Origin of the sequence: Psychrobacter sp., from assembly GCF_049295055.1 — a bacterium.
Taxonomy (GTDB): domain Bacteria; phylum Pseudomonadota; class Gammaproteobacteria; order Pseudomonadales; family Moraxellaceae; genus Psychrobacter.
This window is the reverse complement of the sequence record NZ_JBAQQF010000053.1, coordinates 46,465-71,323: the sequence shown is the minus strand read 5'-3', so window position 1 is coordinate 71,323 and position 24,859 is coordinate 46,465. Positions and strand designations below refer to the sequence as shown.

Annotated in this window: 19 protein-coding genes and 2 riboswitches; of the genes, 8 read left to right on the top strand and 11 right to left on the bottom strand. The window is 42.1% G+C overall.

The features are described from left to right. Positions 1-3 precede the first annotated feature (3 nt). The 3 genes from WAZ74_RS08050 to WAZ74_RS08040 all read right to left on the bottom strand — a co-directional run bounded on the left by WAZ74_RS08050 (position 4) and on the right by WAZ74_RS08040 (position 2,426). The gene (locus tag WAZ74_RS08050; RefSeq protein WP_422307635.1) at positions 4-867 is read right to left on the bottom strand and encodes an AAA family ATPase; all 864 of its coding nucleotides are present in this window, start codon (positions 865-867) and stop codon (positions 4-6) included. Positions 868-1,157: 290 nt separating this feature from the next. Then, positions 1,158-1,835 (bottom strand): hypothetical protein, encoded by a 678-nt coding sequence (locus tag WAZ74_RS08045; RefSeq protein WP_422307633.1) that lies wholly within the window; start codon positions 1,833-1,835, stop codon positions 1,158-1,160. Between the two features lie 270 nt (positions 1,836-2,105). Continuing rightward, entirely contained in the window at positions 2,106-2,426 is a 321-nt protein-coding gene (locus WAZ74_RS08040) for a YcgL domain-containing protein (RefSeq protein WP_422307631.1), read from the bottom strand. A 237-nt stretch (positions 2,427-2,663) separates the two neighbouring features. Beyond that, a riboswitch (glycine riboswitch) is annotated at positions 2,664-2,802 on the top strand. Between the two features lie 54 nt (positions 2,803-2,856). Further along, positions 2,857-2,999, top strand: a riboswitch (glycine riboswitch). Positions 3,000-3,190: 191 nt separating this feature from the next. On the opposite strand from WAZ74_RS08040, the gene gcvT reads away from it, so the two are divergent. The 5 genes from gcvT to WAZ74_RS08015 all read left to right on the top strand — a co-directional run bounded on the left by gcvT (position 3,191) and on the right by WAZ74_RS08015 (position 9,734). Further along, on the top strand, positions 3,191-4,369 hold the full coding sequence (gene gcvT, locus WAZ74_RS08035) for a glycine cleavage system aminomethyltransferase GcvT (RefSeq protein WP_422307629.1): 1,179 nt from the start codon (positions 3,191-3,193) through the stop codon (positions 4,367-4,369). Between the two features lie 80 nt (positions 4,370-4,449). Beyond that, complete coding sequence (gene gcvH / locus WAZ74_RS08030) at positions 4,450-4,830, top strand: glycine cleavage system protein GcvH (protein WP_422307627.1); 381 nt, start codon at positions 4,450-4,452, stop codon at positions 4,828-4,830. A gap of 260 nt (positions 4,831-5,090) precedes the next feature. After that, positions 5,091-5,861: a nitroreductase family protein gene (locus WAZ74_RS08025; protein WP_422307625.1), complete on the top strand. Its 771-nt coding sequence runs from the start codon at positions 5,091-5,093 to the stop codon at positions 5,859-5,861. 68 nt (positions 5,862-5,929) lie between these two features. Continuing rightward, on the top strand, positions 5,930-8,830 hold the full coding sequence (gene gcvP / locus WAZ74_RS08020) for an aminomethyl-transferring glycine dehydrogenase (protein ID WP_422307623.1): 2,901 nt from the start codon (positions 5,930-5,932) through the stop codon (positions 8,828-8,830). Positions 8,831-9,059: 229 nt separating this feature from the next. Beyond that, positions 9,060-9,734, top strand: coding sequence for an esterase/lipase family protein (locus tag WAZ74_RS08015; RefSeq protein ID WP_422307621.1), 675 nt, complete (start codon positions 9,060-9,062; stop codon positions 9,732-9,734). Positions 9,735-9,750: 16 nt separating this feature from the next. Here the strand turns inward: WAZ74_RS08015 and WAZ74_RS08010 are convergent, their stop codons facing one another. The 4 genes from WAZ74_RS08010 to WAZ74_RS07995 form a co-directional block, all read right to left on the bottom strand. Then, positions 9,751-11,049, bottom strand: coding sequence for a ribonuclease D (locus WAZ74_RS08010; protein ID WP_422307619.1), 1,299 nt, complete (start codon positions 11,047-11,049; stop codon positions 9,751-9,753). A 159-nt stretch (positions 11,050-11,208) separates the two neighbouring features. Beyond that, positions 11,209-11,802 (bottom strand): recombination mediator RecR, encoded by a 594-nt coding sequence (gene recR / locus WAZ74_RS08005; RefSeq protein ID WP_422307617.1) that lies wholly within the window; start codon positions 11,800-11,802, stop codon positions 11,209-11,211. Between the two features lie 107 nt (positions 11,803-11,909). Continuing rightward, the gene (locus WAZ74_RS08000) at positions 11,910-12,239 is read right to left on the bottom strand and encodes a YbaB/EbfC family nucleoid-associated protein (protein WP_422307615.1); all 330 of its coding nucleotides are present in this window, start codon (positions 12,237-12,239) and stop codon (positions 11,910-11,912) included. Positions 12,240-12,352: 113 nt separating this feature from the next. After that, a complete protein-coding gene (locus tag WAZ74_RS07995; RefSeq protein ID WP_422307613.1) occupies positions 12,353-13,627 on the bottom strand; it encodes an O-succinylhomoserine sulfhydrylase in 1,275 nt (424 codons plus the stop codon). A gap of 405 nt (positions 13,628-14,032) precedes the next feature. Here WAZ74_RS07995 and WAZ74_RS07990 point away from each other — a divergent pair, with 405 nt between their 5' ends. The 3 genes from WAZ74_RS07990 (at position 14,033) to dusA (ending at position 18,410) form a co-directional block, all read left to right on the top strand. Next, a complete protein-coding gene (locus WAZ74_RS07990) occupies positions 14,033-15,730 on the top strand; it encodes a phospholipase D family protein (protein ID WP_422307611.1) in 1,698 nt (565 codons plus the stop codon). A 229-nt stretch (positions 15,731-15,959) separates the two neighbouring features. Next, entirely contained in the window at positions 15,960-17,261 is a 1,302-nt protein-coding gene (locus WAZ74_RS07985; protein WP_422307609.1) for an MFS transporter, read from the top strand. Positions 17,262-17,438: 177 nt separating this feature from the next. Then, positions 17,439-18,410: a tRNA dihydrouridine(20/20a) synthase DusA gene (gene dusA, locus WAZ74_RS07980; protein WP_422307607.1), complete on the top strand. Its 972-nt coding sequence runs from the start codon at positions 17,439-17,441 to the stop codon at positions 18,408-18,410. A gap of 54 nt (positions 18,411-18,464) precedes the next feature. Here dusA and WAZ74_RS07975 read toward each other — a convergent pair whose 3' ends face one another. The 4 genes from WAZ74_RS07975 to WAZ74_RS07960 form a co-directional block, all read right to left on the bottom strand. Continuing rightward, positions 18,465-19,262 carry a CPBP family intramembrane glutamic endopeptidase gene (locus tag WAZ74_RS07975; RefSeq protein ID WP_422307605.1) on the bottom strand — a complete coding sequence of 266 codons (798 nt, stop codon included), beginning with the start codon at positions 19,260-19,262 and terminating at the stop codon, positions 18,465-18,467. 11 nt (positions 19,263-19,273) lie between these two features. After that, entirely contained in the window at positions 19,274-20,164 is an 891-nt protein-coding gene (locus WAZ74_RS07970; protein WP_422307603.1) for an alpha/beta fold hydrolase, read from the bottom strand. A 189-nt stretch (positions 20,165-20,353) separates the two neighbouring features. Next, a complete protein-coding gene (gene sppA, locus WAZ74_RS07965; RefSeq protein WP_422307601.1) occupies positions 20,354-21,409 on the bottom strand; it encodes a signal peptide peptidase SppA in 1,056 nt (351 codons plus the stop codon). 198 nt (positions 21,410-21,607) lie between these two features. After that, positions 21,608-24,718, bottom strand: a complete 3,111-nt coding sequence (locus WAZ74_RS07960) for a ComEC/Rec2 family competence protein (RefSeq protein ID WP_422307599.1) — start codon at positions 24,716-24,718, stop codon at positions 21,608-21,610. Positions 24,719-24,859 lie beyond the last annotated feature (141 nt).

Below are 24,859 nucleotides of genomic sequence, written 5' to 3'. Positions count from 1 at the left end.
CGCTTAACGACGCATCATATTGGCAAAACGCTGCAATAGATTCACATCGGCTTCGTTTTTAAGCAGCGCACCGTATAACGGTGGAATAGACTTTTCACCACGCAAGTTTTCTTCTAATTCTGCTTGCGCCATATCATCAGCAAGCAATAGCGTTAACCAATCGACCAATTCAGAGGTTGACGGCGGCTTTTTAAGTCCTTGAACGTTACGTAATTTGTAAAAAATATCGAGCGCATCATTGACCAGTTTTTCTTGAATATTAGGAAAATGCACCTCAATAATTTGGCGCATGGTTTCTTCTTCTGGGAAATCGATATAATGGAAGAAACAGCGACGTAAAAATGCATCCGGCAGCTCTTTTTCATTGTTTGAGGTGATAATGACCACAGGGCGCTGCTCAGCGGTAATGGTCTCGCCCGTCTCATAAACATAAAAAGACATCTTATCAAGCTCATGCAACAAGTCATTCGGGAACTCAATATCCGCCTTATCAATCTCGTCAATCAATAATACGCTACGCTCTTTACTGGTAAAGGCATCCCATAACTTACCCGGTTTGATATAGTTGCCAATCTCATACACCTTATCGTCACCCATTTGCGAATCACGCAAACGCGATACCGCGTCGTATTCATACAGTCCCTGCTCTGCTTTGGTAGTCGATTTAATATGCCATGTAATCAGTGGCATACCTAAACTCTCAGCAACCTCTTCAGCCAGCAATGTCTTACCGGTACCCGGCTCACCTTTGATCAGCAACGGTTTTTGTAACGTCATCGCCGCATTGACAGCTAATTGTAAATCATCAGTAGCGATATAGCTTTGTGTACCAGTAAATTTTTTCTTCGTTTTATCCGTTGTAGTCATAATGAAATCTCAGTTATTGTTATACGTTAAAGGATTTAAGAGTAATAAAAGGTTTATAGGTAATCGATGGATGATAAATAATCATTTAGGTTAGCACAGCCTTGTTGATTGCCAAAATACTCATGCGTTCGCAATTCCTTATACTCAAGACCTGTCAAAAAGACGCAATTTATAGATCTAATAACTTCACAATACTTATGACGCATAAAAAAAGACACTCACGGTGTCTTTTATTCTATTTATCAATAAAGACAAAATCTCATTGTCTTTATTGATATTTCAATCTCGTTTTACCGCTTATCAGGTTTTTTTGCATCCCGTTTTTTAGCGAAAATACTATCTATTTTCGAACTGCCTTTTTTTAAGCTGATCTCTGTTTCAGGTTTAGCTGCCAAAGGCGTACTATTGGGCTGCTGGATTAAGTTAGACTTGTCATTTAATTCAGAGGTTTCCGTTAAAGTCGCACTTTCTGCCATATAGTTACCGGTCGCCAGCTGCATATTAGCTTGCGTATCCTCAGAAGTACGGCGACGCGCTTTATCTAAACTTGACTCAAATGCTCCGCGAATGAGCTGCCAAACAAAGCCAACAAACAAGCCTACTACCAGCACTACTAATATGGGTGACAAATTAGCAATCGCGCCAGCCGTGTCTTTCATCATAATCGCATAGACGACACTGATACTAGCCGGTGCAATCACACTCGGATCACCAAGTGCAGTCCCCGGAGCGAGCAGAACGGCAAACAATATCATCCAGCTCATACCACCTAATGGCCGTGGCAATACGCGAGCGACTAGTACCCAAAGTATCAACACGATAATGACACCGCCAAGATACGCATACATCGGTAAGTCGGCCGGTGGCACGTCTTTTACCAGCTGCCCCCACCAAATAGCAATCTCACCGAGAATGTCACTGATGGCTTCCAGCGGTAAGCTGTGTAAGAGATTTTTTAACCAGTCCATGCGTGTTTTATTACCTGCGTTTATAGATTGTGCGTCACGTTTTTATGTTCAGCGTTTTTTTAAAGCTACACGGTATATACCGTTTGACTATAAATACCGCCAACATATCATTCACATTCAACACTTAATAGGCTATTAGTTTATCACGACTATCTACAAAAATGCATACCAGCCGATGTTAAGTATATTTTTTATTGCATGACTTTTAAATAAGAAATTAAAGACGAAATCCTAAAGTTATTTAGCAATAACCGCTTTTAAATATACACCCTAATCATAAATATTGTCTTGGGCTTCGCGCGCACGCAACTCTGCTTGGCGACGCATGACGTCTTGGGGTGGCATTTGTACAAAATACCCTTGTGACTGTAATTTTGCCAATACCTCTTCTTTGTCGACACGAGCAAGCGTTGGCGTGGCCGCCAAATCCAAATGCATGACAAATTCACTACGACCTAAGCTGGCACGAAAATCTTTTGGTAAAACGCCTAGCCAATCCTTAATCTCGTCGGTATCGTTAGGATAATCAGGACGCGCAACATAGACATACATGTCGTTATGTTTAGGGAATTTATAAATATCGCAATGCATAAGAATAACCTATCAGAAACTATGGTCATAGATTAGCATATTTCAAGCTAATATCATTAGTCGCTTTACGTTTTGATATGGTAAATCGCTTTACAAGCTATGCACTACCATAGACATAAAAATGCTTTATTTCTCTACACTTTGACCGATTAGCATCATAAAAAATCATTTTTGCCAAAATTATTCACTTTGATACCTTTGATGACTTGTAAAAATGCTGTGAACCTTTCATAATAAAAGCGTTTTTCAGGAGAGAGTCTTTAGGCGTTGATATCGTATTAAACTGCATTGGTCATACGATATATTGATTGCCATTCGACCACCGAAGGCGCATACACCCTGCCAATCGCTCAGGTAAAAGGACTGAAAAACACATGTCATTATGGTTTAGTAGTGTGCCGTCAATCGCGCATTACACTCAAACATAAGGCATAACAAATCTGGAGAGCGGTAAAGGCGGACGACGTCTTACCCACCGAAGGGGAGAAAATACGTTATCATTAGTGCTATATTGAACATATATAGACAATGATTCGTGTTGAAAATCTCAGGTTACAGGACAGATAGGGCTTTTGCCTAAACCGACGTTTAGCGTCTGTTTGGTGGATAGTTTTATCTTTTTTCTGTACTACTCTTGGTTGCAATGCTTGCACCCTGCAATATTGCTTCTCGCTACTATGATAATGTGCATCGACCCTCATACTTCGATACTTGTTTTTACTACTGGTTATCGAGTACGAATGATGTATCCATAAGGATTTGTTATGACTGATACCAATAGCCAAAATACTAGCACCCAAGCCCCTCAACGCACTCCCCTTTACCAGTCTCACGTCGATAGTGATGGCAAACTGGTAGATTTTTCTGGCTGGGAATTGCCTATTCATTACGGCTCACAAATCGAAGAACATGAAGCAGTACGTAGCGATGCAGGTATGTTTGATGTCTCACATATGGTCATTGTTGATGTGCAAGGCGCAGACAGTAAAGCGTGGCTGCAGAAATTATTGGCCAATGATGTCGACAAGCTAAAAACGGTTGGTAAAGCCTTATATTCTCCTATGCTAAATGAGCAAGGCGGCATCATCGATGACTTAATCGTTTATTTATCGAATAGCGAAGAAACGCAATACCGTATCGTATCAAATGCTGGCACACGCGATAAAGACATGGCACATTTTGAAAAAACTGCGGCAGACTATGATGTGTCGTTAACTGAGCGTACAGAGCTTGCTATGCTTGCCGTTCAAGGACCCAATGCCGTTGAAAAACTGGCACAAGTCAAACCTAGCTGGGCGGATACGTTAGCAGCGATCAAGCCTTTTGTTGGTGCTGACTTAACCAATATCGAAGGCAAAGATTGGTTTGTCGCTCGTACTGGCTACACTGGTGAAGATGGCGTCGAAGTCATCATGCACGGTGATGACGCACCAGCATTCTTTGAGCAATTAAAAGCCAATGGCATAAAACCTGCCGGTCTTGGCGCTCGTGATACCTTGCGTATGGAAGCAGGTATGAACCTTTATGGTCATGATATGGATGAGAGCATCAGCCCTTACGAATCAAACATGGGTTGGACACTTGCCCTCAAAGATGAGCGTGACTTTATTGGTCGCGAAGCACTTGTTAGTAAACGTAAGCAAGCCAAAGATGACAACACCGCGATGAAACAAGTCGGTCTATTAATGACCAGCCGTGGCGTATTACGTGAAGGTATGGAAGTGACCATCAATCAAGGGTCTGATAAAGAGCAAAAAGGTATCATTACCAGTGGTACTTTCTCTCCTAGCCTCAAAAACTCTATCGCCATCGCCCGTGTTCCTGCTACCCTAGCAGACGATGACAATGTGCAAATTGATTTACGCGGCAAAGGTAAATTCGTTGATGTGCGCGTTCTTAAGCTACCGTTTGTCCGTAATGGCAAGCAGCAATTTGACGCATAGGCATCATAAACACTATTATTAGCTTTCTTTTTTTATTAATTAATTTTATTAATTAACCTCTATCACTTAGGAGAGAGACCATGAGTAATATCCCAGCAGAACTAAAATACATTGCCAGCCATGAGTGGTTACGCTTAGAAGACGACGGTACTATCACTGTTGGTATCACTGACCATGCTCAAGACCTATTGGGTGATGTGGTATTTGTTGAATTACCAGACGTGGGTGACATCATCGCTGTTGATGACGAAATCTCAGTGGTTGAATCAGTAAAAGCCGCTTCTGACGTTTATGCGCCTATCTCAGGTGAAGTCGTTGCCATCAACGAAGCATTAGAAGAAGATCCAGAAATCATCAACTCTGATCCATACGGTGAAGGTTGGTTCTTTAGAATGAAGCCTGATAACATGGCTGATTATGAAGCACTGCTAACAGCTGACGAGTACGAAAACGAGCTGTAATATTAGTCTTACGCTTTCTTAAAAGCAGCATTTAATCTTAGCATTGCTGTTTTATAGAGGTAAATGACAACTATAGATACTTGCGTCAGCTGGTATCTATATGATTTATTGTAAAAGCTATTACCAGAATTATCACTACTCGATACTATTGCTCTCAATCGCTATCTGATTTATTCGTATTAATCACTGGTCAGATAATATTGAAAAGTGCCCTCAATAATGACTAAGTTGATTACTCACTCCTCAGCATGGATCCTAATATGACTCCTGACACTGATAATCAAGCAAACTCTCAAGCAAACATTGCCACCCCCGATAATACGCCACAGCTACAAGCGTTTCGCGACATAGTAGAGTCACGCCGTTCGGTACGCCGTTTTACGGATACACCGATACCTGACGATGTGTTAGCAGACTGTCTGCGTCTGGCTATGCTAGCGCCAAACTCTAGCAATCTACAGCCGTGGGAGTTTTACGTCATTAATGATGCAGATAAGCGCAAACGTGCGGTCAAAAACTGCATGAATCAAAATGCGGCAAAAACATCAGCACGCTTAATCGCTGTCGTTGCTCGTACTGACGTTTGGCACGACCATGCTAAACAGATTCTACGTGAATATCCTGATACTCCTGTGCCAAAAAAAGTGAAAGACTACTATACCAAAGTCGTTGCCATGGACTTTTTGCGTGGGCCAGCCAATGTGATATCAGCTGCTAAATGGGGTGCAACTCAAGTGGTCAGACGCGTCAAAGGTCCAATTAAATCGCCTTATTATACCTTTGAAGATACCAAAAACTGGGCAACTAATAACACCTCATTAGCTGCCGAAAACTTGATGCTGGCACTGCGAGCACACGGCTTTGATAGCTGTCCGATGGGCGGTTTTGATGAACCTGCGATGAAACGCTTGTTAAAATTAGGCGACGATCATCATATCGTTATGATGATTGGTGCGGGCGAGCGTGCTGATAATGGCGTTTACAACACCCAGTTTCGTTTTGATCAAGACCAGTTCGTCCATTACGTTTAATTCATTAAGTTATTCTTTTTATTATTTATTATAGCCATCTCTTTTATCACCCTTTTGCAAGGATTATCATGACTATCTCTCAAAACCCAACGTTTGATACCTTTAAAGGCTTGTTCAACGAAGCTGAATTTGTTTATCGCCATCTTGGCTCCAATGATGCCAAACAAGCTGACCTGCTTAGTGCTATTGGCTATAAAGACATGGCAACCTTTATCGATGATACGGTTCCTGAGCCAGTACGCATGCATAAAGCATTAGATTTGCCAGTTGCTATGAGTGAGCACGCTGCTCTCGCCAAATTACGCAAGATGGCAGACAATATTACCGTGAATAAAAGCTATATCGGTCAAGGCTATTCGCCTGTGCGTATGCCAGCCGTTATTCAACGTAACGTGTTAGAAAACCCAGGCTGGTATACGGCTTACACTCCTTATCAAGCAGAAATCGCCCAAGGTCGTCTAGAAGCCTTGCTTAACTTTCAACAAGTTTGTATTGATTTAACGGGTCTTGAGCTTGCTGGTGCTTCATTACTTGATGAAGCGACGGCTGCTGCAGAAGCTATGGCCATGTCAAAGCGCATGAGCAAAAGCAAATCAAACCAGTTCTTTGTTGATGAGCGCATTTATCCACAAACGCTAGACGTTATCCATACTCGTGCCAAATACTTTGGTTTTGACGTGGTCGTTGGTGATTTTGAACTGGCTAAATCTGGCGACTACTTTGGCGCATTATTCCAATATGTCGGTCAAGAAGGCGATGTTAAAGATTTAACCGACGTTATCACTGCAGTGAAAGAAAATAAAACTTATACCTCAGTTGTCAGCGACATCATGAGCTTAGTATTATTAAAATCACCTGCTGATATGGGTGCAGACGTAGCACTTGGTAGCACACAGCGCTTTGGTATTCCTATGGGCTTTGGTGGTCCACACGCCGCTTACTTTGCCTTCTCTGATAAAGCCAAGCGCTCAGCACCTGGTCGTATCATTGGCGTATCAAAAGACGCGCAAGGCAATACTGCTCTACGTATGGCGCTACAAACTCGTGAGCAACATATTCGCCGCGAAAAAGCCAACTCAAACATCTGTACGTCACAAGTATTACTTGCCAATCTAGCCGGCATGTATGCGGTCTATCATGGTCCAACGGGCGTTAAGCGGATTGCTACGCGTATTCATGCGTTTGCTACGGCTTTTGCTGATGTTATCAAAAATGCCAATGGTGATAATAAGTTAAGTGTTGTTCACGACCAATTTTTCGATACCGTGGTGGTTGATTGTGGTTCAGAGCAACTTGCGACACAAATATTTGAAAATGCGGACAACGTTGGTTATAACTTATGGCGTCTTGGCAATAATAAACTGGGCGTTGCTTTTAGTGAAACCAGTGACCAAGAAGACTTTAGTGTCTTAACTCAATTATTCGTCAGCAAAGCGCATGACTTACCAGAAGCGGCTACCGTTTCATTAGATGCGGCACATTTACGTACCGATGACATCTTAAGCCATCCAGTATTTAACTCGCATCATACCGAACATGAAATGCTACGGTATTTAAAATCTTTAGAAGATAAAGATTTAGCAATGAACCGTAGTATGATTGCCCTTGGTAGTTGTACCATGAAGTTGAATGCAACCAGTGAAATGATTCCGATTACTTGGCCTGAATTTGCGAATGTTCATCCTTTTGCACCAGTCGATCAAGTCACTGGCTATGTGGCGATGATTGATAGCTTGCAAGAGCAACTTAAAGCCATTACTGGTTTTGATGAAATCTCTATGCAACCAAACTCTGGTGCCTCTGGTGAATATGCCGGTATCCTTGCTATCCGTCGTTATCATGAGTCATTAGGTGAAATGAATCGTGATATCTGCTTGATTCCACAATCTGCTCATGGCACCAATCCAGCAACAGCCATCATGATGGGTATGAAAGTCGTCGTCGTCAGTACCGATGACAATGGTAACGTTGATATTGCTGACTTGACGGCTAAATGTGAAGAGCACAGCGCCAATCTAGGTGCGTTGATGATTACTTATCCATCAACACATGGTGTTTTTGAAGAAGGTATCCGCAAAATTTGTGACTTGATTCATAAGCATGGTGGTCAGGTTTATATGGATGGCGCCAATATGAACGCACAGGTCGCTATCATGCAACCAGCGGAAGTAGGTGCTGATGTATTGCATATGAACTTGCACAAAACTTTCTGTATTCCTCATGGCGGTGGCGGTCCAGGTATGGGTCCTATCGGTATGCAAGCGCATTTGGCACCGTTTATTGCTAACCACAAAATCATTCCTGTACATAATGCACAGAATGATTGCTCAGCCGTGTCAGCTGCGCCTTATGGTTCAGCGAGCATTTTACCAATCTCTTGGATGTATATTGCTATGATGGGCCGTGACGGTCTGTTAGCAGCGACCAATCTTGCATTATTAAACGCTAACTATGTCGCTGATCAGCTTAAAGGTGACTACCCTATCTTGTATGCGGGCAAAAACGGCCGTGTGGCGCACGAATGTATCATCGATATTCGCCCACTAAAAGACGAAACTGGCATCAGTGAAAGTGATATTGCAAAACGCTTAATGGATTATGGCTTCCATGCCCCAACCATGAGCTTCCCAGTATCAGGCACCTTGATGATTGAGCCTACTGAGTCTGAATCAAAAGAAGAATTGGATCGCTTCATCAGTGCACTGAAATCTATCAAAGCTGAAGCGATGAAAGCCAAAGCTGGCGAAGATGGTTGGACGTTAGAGGATAATCCATTAGTCAATGCACCGCATACCGCTGCTGTGATTACTGGCAGCGACTGGTCGCATCCTTATAGCCGTGATGTCGCCGCATTCCCATTACCATATGTTCGTAACAATAAGTTCTGGCCAAGCGTTGGTCGTATTGATGACGCTTACGGTGATAAGAACTTAATGTGTTCTTGCCCAAGTATCGAAAACTATATGTAGTCTTTAATAACGGACTATTTATTGAATAGTCTATTATAAGTTTTAAAAAAACCTCCAAGTCAGTTATTGATTTGGAGGTTTTTATTTGTTCTGTTTATTATTCAGTCATACATTATTTATTTACATTCAGTTATTTATGTACCTTCAGTATTGAAAGCTGCTATAAAAGCTTAATATAATAAAAGTACAAGCTAGCTTAATTCGATTGAAATATCTTTTGGACAATATTATGCAGCAAAAAAACCGCACTATTCTGGTTCATGGCTTGCATCAGACGGCATTGATTATGCGACCGCTCGCTAAGCGCCTACAGGCGCAGGGGCTTGATACGCATCAATATGGCTATCGTAGTATGCGTGATGGTATTCAAACCAATAGTGAGCGCCTTAATAAGTGGCTTGAGAAAAACCATCATCCTGACCAGCCTATAGACCTTGTTGGTCATAGTCTAGGCGGGCTTATCATTCGTGATTTTGTTTATCATTATCCACAGTGGCAGATTGGACGTTGCGTGACACTTGGTACACCGCACGTCGGCAGTATATGCGCCGATTATATTTGGCGACTGACACCTGTTATGGTAGGAAAATCGTACGTGGACGCTTTAGATGGTACCGTTGCGCCCTTACCTGAACATATCACCTTGGGTATCATTGCTGGCAATCGCCCCTATGGTTTAGGGCAAGTATTTTTGCAATACCATAATCGCAAATTGCGTAAGGCAGACAGCCCACGGCTCGATGAATATCTTGTGCATGATGGCACAGTATATTTAAAAGAGACCAAACTTGACGCTGCTACAGACCATTTAATCATGCCGGTATCGCATACAGGCATGTTAGTCGATAATGACGTTGCTAGGCAGACAGGGTATTTTTTACAGCATGGGATATTTAGACGCTAGTAAATATAAACGTCAATTAAACGTTGATACCCATCCCTTGTTGCAGCTCCTTTTTATGCGCTTCAATAACTGGTATCAAAGTTTGCGTTACCCACTCATTGCGCCACCCTTTTAAGCCTTGTGGTAATGCTTCTAATCCTTGGTCAAAGGCAATAACTTCGTACAACTGTCCTAACCATTTTTTACGCATCAGTACGCTAGCAGGTACACCCGTTTTCTCTGCTTGATTATCTACTGCTTCTTGCACCGCTTTTGATAGCACTTTGTTTTTAGAGCGATAAGGGGGTAATAAGCAAGGGGGATGCTCAACAGGCGCGAGCATTTTTGCCTCCTTAATCACTTTCATCAACTCTTCACCATAGAGGCGCAGCATACTGCGGTGCATGGTCGTTTTATGGGCAAGCTCACGCATATTGCTTGGATTTTCAGTAATAATCTCACGTACCGCTTGTTTCTTAATCACAAAAGTACGCGGTTGATTGGTCGCGCGCGCTAGTGCCTCACGCCATGTGGCCACTGCTTGTAATACTGCCATTTGTTGTGAGGTATAGCGATAATCAGCCATGGTCAGATACATGGCCTCATCTTCGACATGCTGTGCTTTATATAAATCATGAGCATATAGCTGACAATCTGCCCACACATAATCGTATAACTTTTGTTTTTTTAGCGCATATTCAAGGCTTAAATATAACGCTGGTAAAAAGCGCACATCATCAATCGCATATTGCTCTTGCTCATCTGACAACGGACGCCTGAGCCAATCAGACTGACTTTGTTCTTTATCAATATGCATATCTAGCTGATCGTCAAGCGCCTGCTGATAGCCCATTTGCAATTGTCCGGTCAAATAAGACAAGGCAATTTGGGTATCAAAAATATTGGTCAATGGCGGGCAGCCAGATAGGAGGTAAAAAATGCCCAAATCTTCACCGCAAGCGTGCCAAATAGCCACATCAACTTTGATTAGTGCTTGCCACAACTCATCCAACTGTAGCTGCGGCGCATCTAACAGATAAATATGATCACCAACGTTAAGCTGTACCAATGCCAAGAGCGGATAATAAGTATCACGTTTGATAAATTCAGTATCTAATGCCACCCGCCCGCAAGTGGCTAATGCCTTAATCACTTCATCTAGACCGCTTTGCTGCCGTACCCAAGTGATAGTCACCTCATCGGCGGTATCTAATAGTGCATCGATATCTGGCTCTGCAGGCAATTCTACTGAGACGGTTGTACTAGATGATTGCTCTATGGGATCTGCAAAAAGCGTATTTTGAAGGTTTAAATCGGTTAAAGCATTGTTGGACACGGGCAGATACCTGCATTGATAAGAGGAAATAAAACGCTAATATAGCGTCTTAATAAAATTAAAAGAGGAAATAGTAGTAAAACGATTATAACAATATCATCAAATAAAGTGGGCAAACATTCGATATTATAAAGAGGTTAACAGGTTATTGTGAAAATGTTATAAAAAAGAGCGATTTTGCATGGCTTGACCAAGCGTCATACTATCGAGGTATTCAAGCTCACCACCCATCGGTACGCCTTGCGCCAGACGTGTCACCTTATTAACATGACGGCTAACCGCCTCACTAATAAAATGCGCTGTGGTCTGACCTTCAACCGTGGTGCCAGTTGCCAATATCAGCTCCTCGACCGGTTCTTGTTTGACTCGCCAAACCAATTGCTCAATGTTTAAATCGTCAGCGCTAATACCATCAATGGGCGACAGGTGACCACCCAATACAAAGTAACGCCCGCGATAGCCTGCCGTCTGCTCAATCGCCATCACGTCCGCTGCAGTTTCAACCACACATAATATATTGTCATCACGTCTTGGGTCTTGGCATAAGGGACAAATCGCATCATCACTAAAGCTATGGCAGCGTTGGCACTCAACAATATCACGCATTGCCTCATCAAGTGCTTGGGCTAGCGCCATGCCTTGTGGACGTTTTTTGGTAAGCAGATGTAGCGCCATACGTTGAGCGCTTTTTTGACCAACGCCCGGCAAAATACGCAGCTGTTTGACCAGCTGATCAAATTTGGCTGTCAGCAAAGTGTCTTCCTTTATTTATAAACCATAGCTATGAAAATGGGGTCGTATCATGTCGATAACAACCCCATTTCTAAATTCAATATGCCATATTTAGCGCAAATTAAAGTCTAAAACATACCTTGCATACCTGGTGGTAGACCCATACCTGTGGTCGCGCCAGCCATGGTTGATTCATATAGCTCATCTGCTTGACGTACTGCATCATTGATAGCCGCTGCAATCAAATCTTCGATCATGTCTGGCTCATCTTCCAATAAACTTGGATCGATGGTCAAACGTTTGACCACATGACGACCTGTCATAGTCACTTTTACCAGACCACTGCCTGATTCTGCATGAACTTCTTTATTGGCCAGCTCTTTTTTAGCATTTTCAACGTTTGCTTCGACTTTCTTTTGCATCGTTTGTGCTTGTTGCATTAATGCTTGAATATTCATAGTTGCCTCTTTATTTTTTAATAACAAATGATTGGTTAAATGATTGGTATTGGTATGGGTATTGTCATTATATGAAATAAAATAAAATGCTAACCGCGATTATACCGTTATCTTTACAAACTGTCTAAACCACGCGCCAAATCTTTGATGATATCTTCTACATCCTCTAAACCTACCGATAGACGGATAAGACCATCTTTCACGCCAGCTTCTGCGCGCTCTTTGGCACTCAAACGAAAATGTGTGGTGGTTGCAGGATGAGTAATGGTAGTTTTGGCATCGCCAAGATTATTAGTAATAGAAACCATTTGCGTAGAGTCAATCACATGCCAAGCGGCAGCTTTTGAATCAAGCGTATCAGACGGTTTCACTTCAAAGCCCATGATAGCCCCGTAGCCACCTTGCATATGATGTTGACGGGTGGCAAGCTCATGTGACGGATGATCGCTTAGCCCTGAGAAATGCACAATACTAACATTTGGGTGATTAACTAAAAAATCCGCTACCTGATTGGCGTTATGACAATGCGCCTGCATACGTAACTTAAGGGTTTCAAGTCCTTTGGTAAATACCCAAGCGTTAAACGGACTCATACTGATACCGCCTGAACGTACCACCGTAAAAGCTTCTTGCATCAGTTTGTCGCTACCGACCAACGCGCCGCCCAATACTCGACCTTGTCCATCTAAATATTTGGTTGCAGAATGAATCACTACATCCGCACCCAAATCGAGTGGACGTTGCAATGCAGGTGTCGCAAAACAGTTATCAACCACCAATAGTATCTCATTGGCTTTACATAGCTGACTTAAAAAGCCAATATCACAAATCTGTGCCAATGGATTACTTGGGCTTTCGCAATAAATGACCTTGGTGTTTGGCTGAACAGCCTTTGCCCATGCCTCATTATCGAAGCAGTCGACGTAACTGACTTCAACGCCGAACTTAGCCATATAGTTATTAAACAGACCGATGGATGAGCCAAATAACTGATTGGCAGCTAGCAGATGATCGCCGGCTTTTAAATATGCTAAACACATGGTCAAAATGGCACCCATGCCAGAGGCTGTAGCCACCGCACGCTCACCGTTTTCAAGTGCTGCTAAACGGCGCTCAAAGGTACGCACACTGGGATTGGTATGGCGCGAGTAGACGTTGCCCGTTTTTGTACCATCGAAATGGGCGGCGGCATCAGCAGCTGAATGATAAACGTAAGAACTGGTGGTAAAAATAGCCTCTGAATGCTCGCCCTCGTCCGTACGATGCTGTCCTGCACGCACCGCAATGGTTTGCATCCCATAATCAAGTTCTAAATTTAGCGCATCATCGCGCCAGTTTGGATCTAATGTATTCAAATTGCTTTTATTATCCACTTGCGACTGACTCATAAATTTTCCATTGTACTGGTTATTATTAAAAATACGGTTTAGTACAGCTTATTGTTGATTATAAATATTATTCATTGGCGTTATCATATCATGTCAACTTATTCCAAACAGCTGGTTTCAAACGCTCACTACCTATTATTTTTGAATACCGATCGCCCTACTAATTAAGGGGATATAAGATAAATTTTGAAGGCTGCATATAATAAAAATAACGTATTTATAATAGGCACAGCTAGCGACAACTGATAAGATTAGCGGCGATTTAAAATCTGGTTTGGTCGATATTATTCTATGCCTTATAATCATTGTTGTCATTAATCTTGTCATCTGCAAAATCGCCTCAAAGTTCACCCACGTTTTTCGGCAAATTTTTATTATATTAAGGCTCATTAAGGTCACTTATTTATGTCGATGTTCAGTATAGAACCAAGCAACTTATCGTTGAGTATGACACTCGGCCTGACATTAGGTCTTAGTGCATGCCAAAGTTTACCCAAGCAGCCGCATTTACCTGAAAGCCAAGCACTTTCGGCACGTGTTGAAGCGTTATACCAACAAAATAATAAGAAACAAGACAATAAAAAACAAAATAGCGTTCAAATAAATCGCTTGGACAACGGCACGAGTATTACCAACTCAAATACTGACAGTATTGATAATATTGATTTGGTTGCGGCCATTAGTGAACAAAACGAGATTCACCCCGATTTGTCAGGCTACCATCCGATCGTCACCGGTGCTAATGCCTTTGCCTCACGCAGTATTTTAACAGGTATGGCAACACGTAATATCGATGCGCAATATTATATTTGGCATGATGATGAAGCGGGTCAACTGCTGCTTAAAGACTTATGGGATGCCGCTGAGCGTGGCGTCATCGTCCGTTTATTGCTCGATGATTTTAATAATAATGCTAAGTTTGATCAGCATTTATTACGTTTTGCCAGTCACCCCAATATCGCCGTACGTATCATCAACCCATTGATGTACCGTAAATTTCAAACCTTAAACTATCTGACAGGCCTGCCTCGTATCAATAGGCGCATGCACAATAAAAGCATGATCTTTGATAAGCAAATCACCATCATTGGTGGGCGTAATATTGGCGATGAATACCTGAGTAATGATAAAAGTAGCCAGTTTGCTGATTTAGATGTGTTACTGATTGGTAAAGTCGTGGCAGATATTGATAACAGCTTTATCAATTACTGGTCAGCGCCAATATCCTTTGATATCGAAACATTAGCGACTCTTGATAAAGGAGAGACGACTGATTTTGTACAAGGACTCGATAAGTTAAAAGAAGATGAGAAAAACGGCAACAAAAGCAGCTTATCGATATATAAAACTGCGCTTGAAGACTCCTCTATCGATACAGATTTAATCAATAAGCGTGTGCCGTTTCGCTGGACGGACATGCAGTTTTTAAGTGATGACGTGGGCAAGTTAACCAAAACTGTCCCAGCAGATACCAATTTGGTTCATCAGCTGCGTGCTTTATTAGGTAGCCCGTCAAAAAAACTGACTATTATATCTTCTTACTTTGTACCCACCAAAGATGGGGTCAATACACTGGTAGAATTGGCGGAATCTGGTATCGAAATTAAAATTTTGACCAACTCCTTTGATGCCACTGATGTAACGGCCGTACATTCTGGTTATAGCCAGTGGCGTGCTAGCATGCTGCGCGCTGGAATCAAAATCTATGAGCTAAAAGCGACCGCATCTGAAGAAAAACGTGAAAATAAACTTTGGAAAGCTCGCAGTCAATCATCAACCAGCTTACATGCCAAGGCTTTTGCAGTAGATGACTATCAAGTATTCATTGGCTCATACAATGTTGACCCTCGCTCCGCTAATATCAATACTGAGATGGGTGTGATTATCAATGACGATCAACTTGCCACCCAGTTACATGATGCGCTAAGCGACGACCTACTGACCCAAGCTTATGAGGTTAAATTGCTAGATAATGGTAATTTACAGTGGCATACCATTGAAGATGGTCAAAAGGTGGTTTACGATTCGGAGCCGCGCATCGACGTCACGGACCATGTGTGGCTAACCATCATGTCATGGTTACCTATTGATTGGCTGTTATAATGATGGAAAGTTTATCTTATAAGCTTTCCATTTCTAATAAGCATTTGAGCATTCTTAATTTAAGTGCTTACTTTTCAAAAACTTTACCTCAATAATTTTAGCTCAATAACTTTTATTTTTTCGGCAAATCATTATTTATTGATACTGATTTGTCGTTTTTTATTATAGCTGGTTATCTATATAATGACCTTTTTAACAAATACTCTCATATGTGGATGCGCGACCTATTATGCCCTCTCGTTCTGAATATGCACTCATGTCGTCTAAAGACAGAAACACGATATTGTTTATCTGCTTCAGCAGCGCAGTCGCGTTCTTTGATTTTTTGATTTATTTATACCTCTCAGATATTATTGCTGCCTCTTTTTTTCCTACTATTACCGATCCTGCTGTTATAAAGATACAGGGGCTGGTACTGTTTGCCATTGGTTATTTGGCGCGCCCACTTGGCGGCGTCATCTTTGGTCGTTATGGTGATATCAAAGGTCGCAAACCCATGCTGTTAATCAGTATTTTGGTCACTGCGGGCAGTGTGTTAGCCATGGCATGCTTGCCTACTTATGCACAATTGGGATTGGTTGCGCCCACCTTATTTATTATATTAAGGCTCATACAAGGTATGGCATTTGGTCTTTATGTACCGCTTGCCTGGGTTTTTGTGGCAGAACGTGTACCGCGCCAATACCTGTCAGTGGGCTGCAGTTACGTCACTGCCAGTTTCTTTACGGGTGTATTATTTTCTAATGCTTTTTTTCTCTGGTTAAGCAATTCGATGACCGTTGAGCAACTGGCTGATTATGGCTGGCGTATACCATTTTTTGTTGCAGCTATCTTAAGCATCTTGCCCTTACTAGGATGGCGGTGGATAGATGAATCACCATTTTTTACTCAGATGAAAAACTCAAAACCGAGTGACTATGTTGCCAAACCATTTACTCTTCTTTTTAAGCATTGTAGACATTCAATATTTATTGGTATGGTTCTCGCCTTGATAATTTCTAGTATAACGACCGTTGTTGTGCTGCTACTACCTGATTTGATTGAATTAAGCTTTACGCTAGACAATGATTTGTTTGGATTTTCACATAGTCTAGGTATTGTGTTTATGATTTTCGGTTGTGTTTTTTATGGCATCATATCTAACCACCAAAACTTTGGCAAAATCTTGACAATAGGCTCCATTTTATTAATCGCCCAGATGTTTGCCTTCTTTTATCATCTGCAAGCAAGTGGCGACTACATCTTAATCATGTATGCCCTTTTAGGATTTTGCGCTGGCATCATTGGTATGATACCGGCTATCCTTGTACAATTATTTCCAACCAATGTACGACTAACAGGAATCGCTTTTTGTTATAATATCGCCTACGGTATTGTAGGTGTATTGGTACCTTTTGGGCTTGGTTACGCCACTCTCTACGTGAGTTTTTCACCTGCACTGTATATTGCATTCATCGGTTTTATTGGAATAATAATGGGTATTTATTTTTATAACTTGCCTGAATTCAAACAAATTGATGAAGTCATTTAAATAAAATACATTTAACCTACTTGCTATTGGGTTGTCTGAATTAGTGATTCTCTGAACTATGTAGATTCACCACAAGGTGCAATGCGTATTTAACCCATTGCACCTTATTTAATTATTATCCAGAATCGCCATATAGAATCTAATCAAAAATCTCTTGAAAACTAAGGCTTAACAAACATGGTTGATATGACCAACAAGCGCCTATCGGTCGCCCCTATGATCGATTGGACCACCACAGATTATCGTTATTTTGCGCGCCTTTTTAATCCACATGTCTATCTTTATACCGAGATGATTAGTACTGGCGCGCTGATACATGGTAATCGCACGCGGCATCTGCGCTTTGATACGCTTGAACACCCGTTGGTGCTGCAACTTGGTGGGGCAGATATCGCCGAGATGACTCAATGTGCTGAGTTTGCTCAGCAACATGGCTATGACGAGGTCAATATCAATGTTGGTTGTCCATCTGACCGCGTACAGCATAATAAGATTGGTGCTTGTCTGATGGCGGAACCTAAGACAGTTGCAGATTTGGTGAGACACATGCAAGCGGCAGTTGATATCCCAGTGACAGTTAAGCACCGTATTGGTATCGATGATTTTGACAGTTACGAGTTTATGCTAGATTTTGTGCAAACAGTGGCGGCAGCGGGTTGTACACGATTTATCGTTCATGCGCGTACCGCTTGGCTACAGGGCTTAAGCCCGAAGCAAAATCGCGAGATACCGCCGCTGCGTTATGAGGATGTTTACCGTCTTAAACAAGATTTTCCAACGCTTGATATCGAGATTAACGGTGGTATTGAGACCGTCGCTGATATCGAAGCACATTTGCAACATATCGACGGAGTCATGATTGGACGAGCTTTCTATCATAACCCTTATCTGCTCGCAGAAGCCAATAGCTTATGGGGCGAGCCAACACCTAAGCGTTCAGATATTTTAGCGCAGCTCTATCCTTATTTAGAAGAGCAAACAGCCAAAGGCGAAGCACTTCCAACGATGACACGGCATTATTTAGGATTGTTCCAAGGGCTAACAGGTGCACGTAAATGGCGACAGGCGTTAAGCGGCAAACCTCAGCTAAGGATTGACGATATTAAACGCGAGGCAGATGAGGTTTTAGGGTTAAACCCTGATGCTTAGCTGAATTTATAATACGAAATAATGGCTATTAAGTAGACACTAATAGCCATTATTTTATGCGACTTGCGCTAAATATTGCCCCATCGCCGCGCCATTATTTATCATATGTAATAGTATTGGCAGTAGTAGCGAGCCTGATTTGATACGTGCATAGCAGAATATCAATGCCAGCACTACAATGGTGCTTATCTCATAAATGCCATATTGCAAGTGAATGATGGCAAATATTAAACTGGTCACCATACTTGCTACTATTGCGCTGCGATGCTCAGAATATAATGAACTAGGAAATTGCTCGGCAATAGCTGACCATAATATGCCACGAAATATCAGCTCTTCATAGAATGGCGCGACGATGACCATCGCAAAAACCAATAACCACACTGAGCTCACAGACTGATATAAAGGGTCTACAAACGCCAGCGGCGACGCATCAAGCAAGTACGTCAATGCCTGACTGCCAATCATAAATAGCAGTAGCAATCCTACCATGCCCACGCCAACCGCTAATGAAAACGGTTTTAGCGCCAAATACTGGCGTAAATCACCCCCTCTTAGGCGAATGATTGAACTGCTGATTGCCACTAATAGTAGACAGCCTATAATGATAGAGATACTGACGACCGTTCCATTATTACTACCGAAAAAGAATATATCGCCTACGGTTGCATTTTTAGTAGCAGGTAATAACAATTTGCCCGCGATATAAACGCCTATTAATTGGCTAATAAAGAATGTAACGACCATTCCTATAACCAGCAGCAAGGTTCCTAGGCGCGAAAATAGTGGCAAATGGTTAGACGGCGAAGCAGAGTCGTCATTTGTCGCAATGGTTTGACTGAGCTTTGACATAGCATCGTGACTCAAGATGGCAGTTGTTTTTTGATTAAATCTAACACTTGTAGTGATACAGATTCCGGATGTTCGAGTGGAAACATATGACCGCCTGCATGGGTTTCATATGGGATATTCAAGCGCGATTGTATCTTCTGTGGGAAGCGACTCTTTAAAAACACACTTTCTTTGCCAATAATCAATGTGACCGGAGGCTTAGGCGCACGATTTGGGGTCAACCAATACCAAGATGGATTGGTTCGAAAGACGGCAACCTCACTTTCTTTTGGAATGGCCAGTGTCACCTTGTCATCTGCGCGCTTATGTAAACCATGCTCGATATAACCCTGAAAACTGCGCTCATCAAAACTTTTAAAAAAACCTTTATGGCGCAGCTTATCATACGCATCTGCTCGGCTGTCCCAAACATCACGGCGATGCTTAGAGACACCGGCAGGCGATAGCTTGTCCATCAAGCGATTATTCATCATTGGCAATCTATCAGCGGTTTTAGCAAGATGCCATAGAAAACTGACTTTGCCATAAATCCAAGGTGGATCCATGAGTACCGCTTGAGCAAAGTATTCTGGGGCGCGATATAACGCTTGCAAGGTACACATAGCACCGAGCGAATGACCAACACCCACTACTTGGGTGACACCATGCTTCTCGCAGGTATTTTTAACACTATCAATAATCTGCTGTGTGAGACTACGCCAATGGTCATCGACCGGATAATCAGGGGTATCACCCAGCATAGCAATATATTCAATCGTAAAAAATTCCGCTAAATTTTCAAAAAACGATTGATAAACGGCACTTGGCATCCCATTAGCATGGGCGAAATGAATGACTGGTTTTTGTGTTATTTTAGATATGGGTAAAGTAGCAAAGGTCTGCAAATCGATTTCATCACTCATAACAGGCTCTCATTAGATTATTAAGTTATTAAATTATTAAATTATTAAATTATTAAATTATTAAGCTATTTGGTATTTTATTTATGATTTTGAATACCAGTTATTTTGAATACTAGATACTATTAAGGCTGAGCGTAATTTACGCTCAGCCTTAACAATCATACACAATAAATCTAAAAATTAAAGGCATTAACGCATCTGCGCATTGCCTTCTTCTTGCGGTAAGACATCAAGCTTGATGCTTGAGCCCACACCCGCCCCTAATTTAACCGCAAAACGATCCATGAATAATTGGAACGGATCATTTGGGGTATAATTGACCACATTATCTAGTTTAAGCTGCTTCTCTAGACTCGAGATACTACCTTTTTTATCCGCCAAACCAAGTTCGATAGATTGCTCTCCCGTCCAAAATAGTCCTGAGAATAGCTTATTCTGTTCAGGATTTTTCAGACGAGCGCCACGACCTTCTTTTACCGCATTGATAAAGTGTTTGTGCGTATTGGCTAATACTTTTTCGACGTGCTTTTCTTCATAATCTGTAAGCGGACGTGACAGACTCAAAATATCTTTATACTCGCCAGCAGTAATAGTACGATCTTTGACACCCACTTTATCCATAAGGCCTTCGATATTATAGCTTGGCATAATAACGCCAATCGAACCTACCAAACTTGATGGATTCACATAAATCTCATCGGCTGCTGAAGCGATATAGTAAGCGCCAGAAGCACCGATATCACCAATCACCGCATAGAGTTTTTTATCCGGATACTCTTTACGTAAGTCCATCATGGTTTGCCAGATTTCATCAGACTGTACGGGCGAGCCACCCGGTGAGTTAATATCTAGCGCCACCGCTTTTGAATTACTATTTTCAAAAGCGCGAGTTAAGGCCTCATTAACATCATAAGCATTGGCGACATCGCCACTGCTTATAGTCCCTTGGATCTCAACCACTGCCAAGTGCGGCTTACTGGTATCGACACTTTCAAGACCGGTTGACGTTTTAGTGCTACAACCGCGACCGATAGTCAAAAATATCAACAAGATATAACCAAAGGTTAAGAGTTTGAAGAAAATACTCCAGCGACGGGCGCGACGTTGCTCAACCACACTGGCCAATAAAGTATTTTCAATCAGTCGCCATTCTTGTCCGCTCGGCTGGTTGGACTGCTGTAATGGTGCTGGCTGGTTTGTAGAATGATCAGGACGTTTGTTAGGGTCTGGTGGCCAGTTGGGCATATAACTTCCTAAGTCAGAAACAATATAGAACGATAAAAGACAGAGTCTAAAAACTCAATACAGTAAAAGTCGATACTTCTCACTGTTTAAGCTTTCTGTATGAATAGGCTACTAAGTATGGTGGCATTTCGCTCATGGTTCAATAGCGAATCTGTGAAATACGCGCATTTTATAATGGCAATATTATAAAGATAAGAGCTAAGGCTCAGTATTGCCATCGGTATCTACATCCTGATTAATAAGCGCACCAGAGGATAAAGCCGCTTCTAACGGTTTATCATCATAGGTTATGATCTCATGCACTTGTTGCCGGCTGATTGCATCATTTGAGATATGCGAGGCACTGTGACCAAGCCATGTTGTACCATTCATCGCTATATTTGTATTGCTTGACTCATACGAGCACAGTAATGACCACATTTGCCAAACGCGCTGATGCGTATCTGCATTCAAAATCAGACGTGATTGAGAACTATTTGCTTGACGATTTGCTTGATGATTTTCTTGAGAGTTAGGTGGTTGGTTGTTTGACGTAAATGTTTGCACAGTAGCAGGCAATGACTTAAGTGGATCTTTTGCATCATACTTTAGCACCCTTATAGGTCTGCTACTATCAATAGCAACAGTGCAGTCCCAAACACTGGCGTCCTCTATCTTGCTCCAGCCTGTTATTGCTTGCAACGTCAAACCACCTTTTGCTAGTTGCCATGTTTTACCTGCTTCGCAGCGTTGGGCACTGATAGTCGCAGTATTATTGGAGGCACTGGCTACTTTATAAGCGCTCTGAAGCGCAGACCAACGCTCACTACGCCCTGCTTGCCAATATTGGCTAACGGGTAAACGCTGCGTTATCTGAGCTACTGCCATTGGCAAAAGTTCAGAAGCTATAGGTTTTATCGCGTTAGGTTTTACCGCATCGCGTGTATTGTCAGGAATAAGTGTATCAGTCACTCCCATACTACTGCTCTGTACTATGATGCCCTCTAGTTTATTGACAGATAAGCTACGTAATTGCTGCTCTAATGCGGCAGATAATTTATCTGCCGTCAGACTACTGGGCATTGTTCTTGCATCAATAGGTCTATGGTCGGCTAAAAACAGCCAGCTGACATTTTTATTATCTGTGTCATTGATGACAGGATATTGTAACAAAGCAGCACTAATATATGGATCACCCGTTGGCAGAATATATAAGCTTGGTGTCATAGTTAGGGACTGCTGATTGGCATATACCGTCATAACCAAAAGACTGAGCGGCGGTAGTGCTAGCCAACGACTGAGTAGACCACGAGGTACTAACCAAGGCAACATGGCTAGTAATACCATGAGTAAAATCGCCATATTAACGGGTGTATATAGCCACGCACCGGATAACGCAGGCAATGCCGTTAGCCATGCTATCAGCTCATGTAAATTACTTACTATTGCAATGACCAGCGTCCAAATACCATCTGCCACAGGAGGCAATATTAGATAGAAAAGTCCTGCCAATAGATTCAGCGGTACAATAACCCAACCAAATAGGCCAATGGCAAATAGATTGATGAGCAGCCCCCACAGCGACGCCTTACCAAACAATAATAAGGTAACAGGCAATAAAGCGATAAATAGCCAACACTGTAATTTAAATAGACGTTTAAAACCTAACCATATGTGTCTGAGCAAATGACGGTTTGTATGGAGGTTGTTTTGAGAAGAGTTATTCTGAGAGAGCTTGTTTTGAGAGAAGCTATGTGTAGAAAGAGAGGCTTGGCTTGATACTGATTGATGACGCTGCTGTGAACTATCATCATACTTGAGTAGTAGCGCCACGGCGATGAAGGACAGCCAATAACCTGCCTGCCATAGTACATAGGGATCGCGCCATGCCATTAGCACTGCCAGTGCAAATAAGACTCGCATGGTACTGATGGGTAATAAAGTTAGCCTTGCCAAACCTATTGCTAATAACATCCATGCAGTACGAGCAGCTGGCACATCAAACCCTGTAAATAACGCATAAATAAAAGCAGCGCTAATCATCACCCACCAGCGTATTTGCCAGCGCGATAAATAACGATATACTTCTGGATACAGCCGATTAAGCAATAGTACAACGGCCCCTGCAAGCATGATTGCTAAAAATAAAACATGCGTGCCTGAGATAGCCAATAAGTGTGAGATACCCGCCAGTTGATATAAATCTTTAGTATCACGACTGATTAAACTGCGATCGCCTGTTAGCAAACTTAAAGTTACCGCTTTCGCTTGCTGTTCTTCGGTAGTATTTGCAGACCAACCTTGATAAAAGTGCTGGCGTAACTGCCAACGCCCTTGATCAATACCAGTACGTAAGTGTTTTAGATAAGAATCATCAGATACTGCCAGCGACATTGAATCATCAAGCGCTATAGCCGAGGTACTGGTAGCGAGTATATTGGCTACCCCATCAATATGACGACCTCGTAGCCAACGGTAACTATCAAAACCCGAAGGATTGTTTAGCGCTTGCTCAGAAGTAGCTAGCGGCGCAAGCGTCAAGGTCATAAACAGCTTATCGCCAGGCTGCAAATGATTTAAGTCTGTCATCTGATTTTGCTTAAAGGCTTTGTTCGATGAGCGCTTAGATAGTTTTTTAGATGCTTTTTTAGATGTTTTGTTAGACAGTTTATTAAATGACTGTTTAACTGGTTTTTTCGGATAAGCGCTGAGCAATACACGATATTCAATACTTTCGCTACTATTTCCGCTTAAATCATTCTCACTTAAATAATCGTTATTTACCTTATCCACGCTTAGAGGTTTATTAGGCCCTGCTCTATAATCCGCTGAAACCCCATCTAAATCTTGCGCCGTCAACTCAGATACCAAAGGCGATATGTGGCTGATGATAGCAACTTGTCGATAGCCACTATCAGTGCTGGCATCATAGACGCTATCACTGATACCCTCGATACTAACTAAAGCCTGCACACGCATGGGCTCAATAATTTTTGTAGCTTCTACCTGTTGCTGACTAACCAAAGCTTGCAACGCACTTCCAATAACCAGCCCGATTACTAATATGGAAACTAAGATATGATTGACGATACGAGCAGCAAGCTTAGAGTGACGAGATGAATGGTGAGAGAGGTTTATGGTATGGACTGAAGGTATATTGAGTTGGCTAATCACCATCAGAATGATAGCAAGGGAAATAAGTGCTAAAAATAGAACAGGCGTGCTTGCGACATCCATTAACCACAGACTAAGTGGCATCATTATACTATCGGCAACCGCTAAAACGCCCATCATCACAATGATTATGAAGCTACCTATTAACCAATACACCAGCACTCCTTGCTTGATATTCTGAATAATAAATAATGGCTAACAATAGCTTTATCATTAGCGTAAATAAAGAATTGGATTGTTCCGTTATTCTTATTTTAGCCACAAAGACCGCTATATCAAGCGATGGTATTTATTATA

Coding starts and splice junctions, on each gene's coding strand:
- gcvP (WP_422307623.1), top strand. CDS start 5,930: ATGACTATCTCTCAAAACCCAACGTTTGATACCTTTAAAGGCTTGTTC.
- WAZ74_RS08050 (WP_422307635.1), bottom strand. CDS start 867: ATGACTACAACGGATAAAACGAAGAAAAAATTTACTGGTACACAAAGC.
- WAZ74_RS07985 (WP_422307609.1), top strand. CDS start 15,960: ATGCCCTCTCGTTCTGAATATGCACTCATGTCGTCTAAAGACAGAAAC.
- WAZ74_RS08025 (WP_422307625.1), top strand. CDS start 5,091: ATGACTCCTGACACTGATAATCAAGCAAACTCTCAAGCAAACATTGCC.
- WAZ74_RS07970 (WP_422307603.1), bottom strand. CDS start 20,164: ATGAGTGATGAAATCGATTTGCAGACCTTTGCTACTTTACCCATATCT.
- gcvT (WP_422307629.1), top strand. CDS start 3,191: ATGACTGATACCAATAGCCAAAATACTAGCACCCAAGCCCCTCAACGC.
- WAZ74_RS08015 (WP_422307621.1), top strand. CDS start 9,060: ATGCAGCAAAAAAACCGCACTATTCTGGTTCATGGCTTGCATCAGACG.
- WAZ74_RS07990 (WP_422307611.1), top strand. CDS start 14,033: ATGTCGATGTTCAGTATAGAACCAAGCAACTTATCGTTGAGTATGACA.
- WAZ74_RS07995 (WP_422307613.1), bottom strand. CDS start 13,627: ATGAGTCAGTCGCAAGTGGATAATAAAAGCAATTTGAATACATTAGAT.
- WAZ74_RS08000 (WP_422307615.1), bottom strand. CDS start 12,239: ATGAATATTCAAGCATTAATGCAACAAGCACAAACGATGCAAAAGAAA.
- dusA (WP_422307607.1), top strand. CDS start 17,439: ATGGTTGATATGACCAACAAGCGCCTATCGGTCGCCCCTATGATCGAT.
- WAZ74_RS08045 (WP_422307633.1), bottom strand. CDS start 1,835: ATGGACTGGTTAAAAAATCTCTTACACAGCTTACCGCTGGAAGCCATC.
- WAZ74_RS07975 (WP_422307605.1), bottom strand. CDS start 19,262: ATGTCAAAGCTCAGTCAAACCATTGCGACAAATGACGACTCTGCTTCG.
- sppA (WP_422307601.1), bottom strand. CDS start 21,409: ATGCCCAACTGGCCACCAGACCCTAACAAACGTCCTGATCATTCTACA.
- WAZ74_RS08040 (WP_422307631.1), bottom strand. CDS start 2,426: ATGCATTGCGATATTTATAAATTCCCTAAACATAACGACATGTATGTC.
- gcvH (WP_422307627.1), top strand. CDS start 4,450: ATGAGTAATATCCCAGCAGAACTAAAATACATTGCCAGCCATGAGTGG.